Origin of the sequence: Streptococcus mitis (genome assembly GCF_001579035.1) — a bacterium.
Taxonomy (GTDB): domain Bacteria; phylum Bacillota; class Bacilli; order Lactobacillales; family Streptococcaceae; genus Streptococcus; species Streptococcus mitis_J.
The window spans coordinates 379,332-384,801 of record NZ_KQ970285.1; the positions used below are offsets into that span (position 1 = coordinate 379,332).

At 43.4% G+C, this 5,470-nt stretch carries 6 protein-coding genes; all 6 read left to right on the top strand.

Features of this window, described 5'->3' with window-relative positions; translation table 11 throughout:
- The first annotated feature begins 3 nt into the window (after positions 1-3).
- The 6 genes from SMIDD26_RS01905 to rbfA all read left to right on the top strand — a co-directional run bounded on the left by SMIDD26_RS01905 (position 4) and on the right by rbfA (position 5,356).
- Positions 4-150, top strand: a complete 147-nt coding sequence (locus tag SMIDD26_RS01905; RefSeq protein WP_419986645.1) for an LSm family protein — start codon at positions 4-6, stop codon at positions 148-150.
- A gap of 43 nt (positions 151-193) precedes the next feature.
- Positions 194-1,330: a transcription termination factor NusA gene (gene nusA, locus SMIDD26_RS01910; RefSeq protein ID WP_000032274.1), complete on the top strand. Its 1,137-nt coding sequence runs from the start codon at positions 194-196 to the stop codon at positions 1,328-1,330.
- A 21-nt stretch (positions 1,331-1,351) separates the two neighbouring features.
- A complete protein-coding gene (gene rnpM, locus SMIDD26_RS01915) occupies positions 1,352-1,645 on the top strand; it encodes an RNase P modulator RnpM (protein ID WP_000857556.1) in 294 nt (97 codons plus the stop codon).
- Positions 1,638-1,937 (top strand): YlxQ-related RNA-binding protein, encoded by a 300-nt coding sequence (locus SMIDD26_RS01920; protein ID WP_001041390.1) that lies wholly within the window; start codon positions 1,638-1,640, stop codon positions 1,935-1,937. The genes rnpM and SMIDD26_RS01920 overlap by 8 nt, the downstream gene beginning before the upstream one ends.
- Before the next feature lie 16 nt (positions 1,938-1,953).
- On the top strand, positions 1,954-4,755 hold the full coding sequence (infB, locus tag SMIDD26_RS01925; protein ID WP_061438735.1) for a translation initiation factor IF-2: 2,802 nt from the start codon (positions 1,954-1,956) through the stop codon (positions 4,753-4,755).
- Between the two features lie 250 nt (positions 4,756-5,005).
- Positions 5,006-5,356, top strand: a complete 351-nt coding sequence (gene rbfA / locus SMIDD26_RS01930) for a 30S ribosome-binding factor RbfA (RefSeq protein ID WP_061438736.1) — start codon at positions 5,006-5,008, stop codon at positions 5,354-5,356.
- The last annotated feature ends 114 nt before the right edge of the window (positions 5,357-5,470 follow it).

Here is a 5,470-nt window from a genome sequence, read left to right on the forward strand (position 1 = left end):
GCCATCGATAAGCAAAAGGTCTTTGAAGGAACCTTGCTGGCCTTTGAAGAGGATGAGTTGACTATGGAATATATGGACAAGACGCGTAAGAAAACTGTCCAAATTCCATACAGTTTAGTATCAAAAGCACGTTTAGCAGTAAAATTATAGAAAAAGAAAGGATAGCTTTTGAGAATTCAAAAGTGAAGAAAACATGAGTAAAGAAATGCTAGAGGCCTTCCGCATTTTGGAAGAAGACAAGGGAATCAAAAAAGAAGATATCATCGACGCAGTAGTAGAGTCGCTTCGTTCCGCTTATCGCAGACGCTATGGTCAATCAGACAGCGTAGCCATTGACTTTAACGAAAAAACAGGTGACTTTACCGTTTACACTGTCCGTGAAGTTGTTGATGAAGTATTTGATAGCCGTTTGGAAATCAGCTTAAAAGATGCTCTTGCCATCAATTCAGCCTATGAACTTGGTGATAAAATTAAGTTTGAAGAAGCACCTGCTGAGTTTGGTCGTGTAGCAGCCCAATCTGCCAAACAAACCATCATGGAAAAAATGCGCAAGCAAACACGTGCCATTACCTACAATACTTATAAAGAACATGAACAAGAAATCATGTCTGGTACAGTAGAACGCTTTGACAACCGCTTCATCTATGTCAACCTTGGCAGTATCGAAGCCCAATTGTCAAAACAAGACCAAATCCCTGGAGAAGTTTTTGCTTCTCATGATCGTATCGAAGTCTATGTCTACAAGGTTGAAGACAACCCTCGCGGAGTGAACGTCTTTGTCAGCCGTAGTCATCCAGAAATGATTAAACGATTGATGGAGCAAGAAATTCCAGAAGTTTATGATGGAACTGTTGAAATCATGAGCGTGGCTCGTGAAGCTGGTGACCGTACTAAGGTTGCTGTTCGCAGTCATAATCCCAACGTGGACGCTATCGGTACAATCGTTGGACGTGGTGGAGCTAATATCAAGAAGATTACCAGCAAATTCCACCCAGCTCGCTACGATGCTAAAAACGATCGTATGGTGCCAATCGAGGAAAATATCGATGTCATCGAGTGGGTAGCAGATCCAGCTGAATTTATCTACAATGCCATCGCTCCTGCTGAGGTTGACCAAGTTATCTTTGATGAAAACGACAGCAAACGTGCCTTGGTGGTTGTTCCTGATAACAAGCTTTCTCTTGCTATCGGTCGTCGTGGGCAAAACGTTCGCTTGGCAGCTCACTTGACTGGTTACCGTATCGACATTAAGTCTGCTAGCGAATTTGAAGCCATGGAAGAAGCTGGTTCGGTAGATTTGGAAGCAGAAAACGATACTGTCGAAGAATAAAAGCTGCTAGAGGAGGGAAAGATGAAAACGAGAAAAATCCCTTTGCGCAAGTCTGTTGTATCTAACGAAGTGATTGATAAGCGAGATTTGCTCCGCATTGTCAAAAACAAGGAAGGACAAGTCTTTATCGATCCAACAGGTAAGGCCAATGGCCGTGGCGCTTATATCAAGCTAGACAATGCAGAAGCCATAGAGGCTAAAAAGAAGAAGGTCTTTAACCGTAGCTTTGACATGGAAGTAGAAGAAAGCTTTTATGACGAGTTGATCGCTTATGTGGATCACAAAGTAAAAAGAAGAGAGTTAGGACTTGAATAAGCAAAAGATAAGCAATCTCTTGGGACTTGCTCAGCGAGCAGGGCGGATCATATCGGGTGAAGAATTGGTGGTCAAGGCCATTCAAGACGGCAAGGCCAAGTTGGTCTTTCTAGCTCATGATGCTGGACCCAATCTGACCAAGAAGATTCAAGATAAAAGTCATTATTATCAAGTAGAAATTGTAACCGTGTTTTCAACACTGGAATTAAGCATAGCAGTCGGGAAATCAAGAAAGGTTTTGGCTGTGACAGATGCTGGATTTACAAAGAAAATGAGGTCTCTTATGGAATAGAAGAGGAGGACATGATTTGTCTAAGAAAAGATTGTACGAAATCGCAAAAGAACTTGGAAAAGAAAGTAAAGAAGTTGTAGCGCGTGCAAAAGAGTTGGGCTTGGATGTGAAAAGCCACTCATCAAGTGTGGAAGAAGCTGTCGCTGCAAAAATCGCTGCCAGCTTTAAGCCTGCAGCAGCTCCGAAAGTAGAAGCAAAACCTGCAGCACCAAAAGCAAGTGCAGAAAAGAAAGCCGAAAAATCTGAGCCAGCTAAACCAGCTGTAGCCAAGGAAGAGGCAAAAGCGCCAGAGCAAGTTGCTCCGAAGGCAGAAAAAGTAGCAGCTAAACCGCAAAGCCGTAATTTTAAGGCTGAACGTGAAGCTCGTGCCAAAGAGCAGGCAGAACGACGCAAGCAAAATAAGGGCAATAACCGTGACCAACAACAAAACGGAAACCGTCAGAAAAACGACGGTCGTAATGGTGGAAAACAAGGTCAAGGTAACCGCGACAATCGTCGCTTTAATGACCAAGCTAAGAAGCAGCAAGGTCAGCAAAATCGTGGAAATGAGCGCCGTCAACAAGAGGACAAACGTTCAAATCAAGCAGCTCCACGTATTGACTTTAAAGCCCGTGCAGCAGCCCTAAAAGCAGAGCAAAATGCAGAGTACGCACGTTCAAGCGAAGAACGCTTCAAACAATATCAGGCTGCTAAAGAAGCCTTGGCTCAAGCTAACAAACGCAAGGAACCAGAGGAAATCTTTGAAGAAGCGGCTAAGTTAGCTGAACAAGCGCAGCAAGCACAGCAAGTTCAAGCAGTGGTTGAAGTCGTCCCTGAGAAAAAAGAACCTGCAGTGGATACACGTCGTAAAAAACAAGCTCGACCAGACAAAAATCGTGACGATTATGATCACGAAGAAGATGGTCCTAGAAAACAACAAAAGAATCGAAGTAGTCAAAATCAAGTGAGAAATCAAAAGAATAGTAACTGGAATAACAACAAAAAGAACAAAAAAGGCAATAACAAGAACAACCGTAATCAGACTCCAAAACCTGTTACAGAGCGTAAATTCCATGAATTGCCAACAGAATTTGAGTATACAGATGGTATGACCGTTGCGGAAATCGCAAAACGTATCAAACGTGAACCAGCTGAAATCGTTAAGAAACTTTTCATGATGGGTGTCATGGCCACACAAAACCAATCCTTGGATGGGGAAACCATTGAACTCCTCATGGTAGATTATGGTATCGAAGCCAAACAAAAGGTTGAAGTGGATAATGCCGACATCGAACGTTTCTTTGTCGAAGATGGTTATCTCAATGAAGATGAATTGGTTGAGCGTCCACCAGTTGTAACTATCATGGGACACGTTGACCACGGTAAAACAACCCTCCTAGATACCCTTCGTAACTCTCGTGTTGCGACAGGTGAAGCGGGTGGCATCACTCAACATATCGGTGCCTACCAAATCGTGGAAAATGGCAAGAAGATTACCTTCCTTGATACACCAGGACACGCGGCCTTTACATCTATGCGTGCGCGTGGTGCTTCTGTTACCGATATTACTATCCTGGTCGTAGCGGCAGATGACGGGGTTATGCCTCAGACAATTGAAGCTATCAACCACTCAAAAGCAGCAAACGTTCCAATCATCGTAGCCATCAACAAGATTGATAAACCAGGTGCCAACCCAGAACGCGTTATCGGTGAATTGGCAGAGCATGGTGTCATGTCAACTGCTTGGGGTGGAGATTCTGAATTTGTTGAAATCTCAGCTAAATTCAACCAAAATATCGAAGAATTGTTGGAAACAGTCCTTCTTGTAGCTGAAATCCAAGAACTCAAGGCAGACCCAACAGTGCGTGCGATCGGTACAGTTATCGAAGCGCGCTTGGATAAAGGAAAAGGTGCGGTCGCAACCCTTCTTGTTCAACAAGGTACCTTGAATGTCCAAGATCCAATCGTTGTCGGAAATACCTTCGGTCGTGTCCGTGCTATGACTAACGACCTTGGTCGTCGTGTTAAGGTTGCTGGACCATCAACACCAGTTTCAATTACAGGTTTGAATGAAGCACCGATGGCGGGTGACCACTTTGCCGTTTACGAAGATGAAAAATCTGCGCGTGCGGCAGGTGAAGAGCGTGCCAAACGTGCCCTCATGAAACAACGTCAAGCTACCCAACGTGTCAGCCTTGAAAACCTCTTTGATACGCTTAAAGCTGGTGAACTCAAGTCAGTTAACGTGATCATCAAGGCCGACGTACAAGGTTCAGTTGAAGCCCTGTCTGCCTCACTTCAAAAGATCGACGTGGAAGGTGTTAAAGTTACCATCGTTCACTCTGCGGTAGGTGCTATCAACGAATCAGACGTGACCCTTGCCGAAGCTTCAAATGCCTTTATCGTTGGTTTCAACGTACGCCCTACACCACAAGCTCGTCAACAAGCAGAAGCTGACGATGTTGAAATCCGTCTTCACAGCATTATCTACAAGGTTATCGAAGAGATGGAAGAAGCCATGAAAGGGATGCTTGATCCAGAATTCGAAGAAAAAGTTATCGGTGAAGCAGTTATTCGTGAAACCTTCAAGGTGTCTAAAGTGGGAACTATCGGTGGATTCATGGTTATCAACGGTAAGGTTACCCGTGACTCTAAAGTCCGTGTTATCCGTGACGGTGTTGTTATCTATGATGGCGAACTTGCTAGCTTGAAACACTACAAAGACGACGTCAAAGAAGTTACAAACGGCCGTGAAGGTGGATTGATGATCGATGGCTACAATGATATCAAGATGGATGATGTGATTGAGGCTTATGTCATGGAAGAGATTAAAAGATAAGATTTTTGCTCCTTTCTTAGGTGGTGAGGGACGCAAGCAAACCGATGGTTTCATTGCTTATTTTTGAGCCTAGAGTCTCAAAAATCCACTGTGATGGGACTGATCAATCAGTTCCATCACTTTCACCACGGCGAAAGAAGCAGATGATTTCAAATTGAACTTCGTTCCAATTTGAAATGAAAATCAATAAGTTTAAAAATAGCTAGGTCTGCTGGCCTAGCTTTTGGTTCAAAGTAGAGAAAGGAATATCATGGCAAATCATTTCCGTACGGACCGTGTGGGCATGGAAATCAAGCGTGAAGTCAATGAGATTTTGCAAAAGAAAGTCCGTGATCCGCGTGTCCAAAGTGTGACCATCACAGATGTTCAGATGCTGGGTGACTTGTCTGTTGCCAAGGTTTACTACACCATTTTGAGTAATCTTGCTTCAGATAATCAAAAAGCCCAAATCGGGCTTGAAAAAGCAACTGGTACTATCAAACGTGAACTTGGTCGCAATTTGAAATTGTACAAAATCCCAGATTTGACCTTCGTCAAAGACGAATCCATCGAATATGGAAACAAGATTGACGAAATGCTACGCAATCTGGATAAGAACTAAGAAGAGGGGCAACCCTCTTTTTTGGTGGGTGAAAATAGGTGGAATTTGAAATGGAAAAATATTCTTTTAAAAAAGGGATTCTGTATTTTTAAATGTTAGCTAATCAGAAAATAC